Raw genomic sequence first — 2,664 nt, forward strand, 5'->3', positions numbered from 1 at the left:
CCGCAAGAGCACTGTTCGCGTGCTCGACCAACCGGGCCTGACGAAGCTTGCAGGGTTCGAGAGCGAATACATCGATCGTAGATGGCATGTCGGCTTACGGCGCCTGAAGTTTTAGCGATGACGTCGTTTCCGACCGGGCGCCGAAGCGAGTGCATAATCTCCTCGCACATCCACCCCGGCTTCCAACATGTAGTCGAAAATGGCCCGGAAACCCTTTCTTTCCAGCCGATCTGGAGAACACAATTCTTCTGCGCGTTTGGACGAATCGATCATGCGTGCACACGCTCTTTGGGGAAATCCCTGGGCCATCCGCCCAGTGTTCCAAGCAAGTGCGGGGGTGCGGCTCGCGACCCCTTCTTCCAGCCACAGCCGGGACGCTTCAACCTATGCTGCTGAATGCCGACGCGCTGGACAAGCTCCACAGCACCAGGAAGGCGAATCAGGTCGTCGCTCTTCTGCACATCTTCAAAGGAACGATATCACAGCGGAACATGCTAAAGTGTAGAGTAGGTGGCGAGCGCGGTGCCGCCTTGCGGCGGTCCGTTTCTCACCACCCCTCGCAGAACCGCACGTGCACCTTTCGTTATGCATCCGGCTCGCCAGAAGATATGGCGAAGTTTGGCGTTCCCATCCACGCCAGACGAAACCGCCAGACCGGAGTCCATGCGAGCATATGTTGCTCGACGGACCCATCGCGCCACAGTCTCACCGTCGGACGGCGGCTGGTGCGTTGTCGGCCTTTTGCGATTTCGCTCGCTTTGGCGTTTGGGCGAACTTTCCGCTGCCAGCGCCAGAATCGATCCCCGGTGTACCAGTCGAGGCTGGTGAACACGTTGCTGGCTCCGTAGCAGAAGCGGAAGTAATTCGCCCATCCGCGCAGGAGGGGATTAAGCTCCTGAAGCTTTGCGCCAAGGGTCGTAGCTCTCCTCTCTTCCGGATGCGTCCTACGGTCATCCCGTCGACCCCGGCCGTGCGCCCGCCCTTATTAGTGGACACGCGACGCCAAGCGTAAGGCGGCCAATGCGCCCGCCCCGCGAATGGCGCGCTCGATCTGGAAAAAAAAGCAGCCGCATCTGGCTCGGCAACCGGGCAGGCAATCCTCGGCTATATCCTTAGCAGAGGGCCCGCAGCGATGCGCGACCTGGATGCGGCGCATGGCTGGTACGAGAAGTCTGCAGCAGCCGGTTGCCCTGAGGGATGCCTGGGCCTTGCTCTTTCCCTCGCCCGGCGCCGGCAACCTGCGCACGCAGTCAAGGTTGCCGCCGAAGTGCGACGTGCTGCCGAGGCCGGCCTGCCGACCGCAATCTAGCTTCTTGTCGTCCTGACCGACATGGGCAGGGCGTGCCGCTTGATCGAGCGGCAGCCGCGCGACTGTATCAGCTCGCCGCAGAAAAAGGCCTTCCCGCAGCCCAGTACCGGTTGGGACTGGGATTCATCGATGGTGACCTTGCAGATCTAGATGTCGCGGCCGGCGAGGAGTGGATGCGGCGCGCGGCATTGGCAGGGAATGTCGAGGCAGCCTATCGGCTCGGCGATCGGCGTGTGAAGGGTTCGCCGCCGGACTATGCTGACGCCGCCACATGGTACCGACGGGCGGCAAATGCGGGCCATCAGGCCGCCGCCCGTGCGTTGGCATCGCTATATCTTTCCGGGAACGGAGTCGCCCGGGATGTCGAAGAGGGAGCGCGCTGGCCGCGCGTGTCGGCAAAAGGTGGAAATCAGGAAGCGCAGGTCGACTTTGCCAATCTGGTCCTCGCAGGAGCAGGCGAGCCCGATGACCGCACCAGCATTGTTGTATGGTTCGAGGCGACCGCCTCATCCGGCGATATGGTTGCAGCGTTCAACCTCGGCCTCTGCTTTGCCGAGGACGTCGGCGCCGGTATGCGCAAGGACGAGGAGCAGGCTGCGCGATGGGTGAGGCGGGCGGCGGAAGGCGTGGCAGACGCGCAATATGCCTATGCGCGAATGCTTCAGGATGGACGCGGCGTGGCGCTTGCCGAGATGCTCCTCAACGGGCGTGGCGGCGCCTGCTTGCCCAGGCTGCCGCGCAGTGGTTCAAGCGGGCAGCCGCTGCCGGGCACCCCGGGGCTATGTTTGCGATCGGCGCACAGTACGCGAACGGCCAGGGTCTGTCGTTCAACCCGGTGGCAGCGCAGAAATGGTTCGCCGCCGCCGCCGAGCGGGGACATGCCCATGCCCAACTGACGCTCGGCCGTTATCTCTGCAATGGTCGCGCCGGCGAACACAACCCGCTAGCCGGTCGCGTTTGGCTCGAGCGAGCGGTTGCACAAGGTGTTCGGGAAGCCGTCGATGAACTCTCATAGTTCGCCGCCGAATGCTGGCCGCTGTAGCAGATGGGTAAGGACGATGTCGCCTAGAGAGGACCGCGAAGAGATCACGCCAAGAAACGAAAACCCAAGATGGCCTGGGCGCCTGTTGGGGGCGCCAGCTGGGATCGGGCGCGGATCAGGCGGAACAGATCCGCTGCCGGGAGATGCTGCTCAGGAAAGCCTGTCCTCAATCTTGCGCGATGCCCGCTACCGCGGAACACGTGAGTGCTTGCCGTCGCATGCCGAGACGTCTTAACCTTCGACATATTCCTGCTCGAATCCAGCAAACTTAGTCAGGCCCTGCTGATCGAGCACACGAACATGGCCCTGCCGA

General features: G+C 62.9%; 2 protein-coding genes and 1 pseudogene. 2 read left to right on the forward strand and 1 reads right to left on the reverse strand.

The annotated features are described in order from the left end of the window. Positions 1-583 precede the first annotated feature (583 nt). Positions 584-889, reverse strand: a pseudogene (locus NKJ89_RS35465) (group II intron maturase-specific domain-containing protein); the annotation flags it as partial. 452 nt (positions 890-1,341) lie between these two features. Between NKJ89_RS35465 and NKJ89_RS35470 the strand changes: the two are divergent. Both NKJ89_RS35470 and NKJ89_RS35475 read left to right on the forward strand, forming a co-directional pair. Further along, positions 1,342-2,205, forward strand: coding sequence for a tetratricopeptide repeat protein (locus tag NKJ89_RS35470; RefSeq protein ID WP_352609053.1), 864 nt, complete (start codon positions 1,342-1,344; stop codon positions 2,203-2,205). Further along, positions 2,130-2,324: a hypothetical protein gene (locus tag NKJ89_RS35475; RefSeq protein ID WP_352609054.1), complete on the forward strand. Its 195-nt coding sequence runs from the start codon at positions 2,130-2,132 to the stop codon at positions 2,322-2,324. Before NKJ89_RS35470 ends, NKJ89_RS35475 begins: the two co-directional genes overlap by 76 nt. Positions 2,325-2,664 lie beyond the last annotated feature (340 nt).

It is taken from the genome of Mesorhizobium sp. M0047 (assembly GCF_040323315.1).
Classification (GTDB): domain Bacteria; phylum Pseudomonadota; class Alphaproteobacteria; order Rhizobiales; family Rhizobiaceae; genus Mesorhizobium.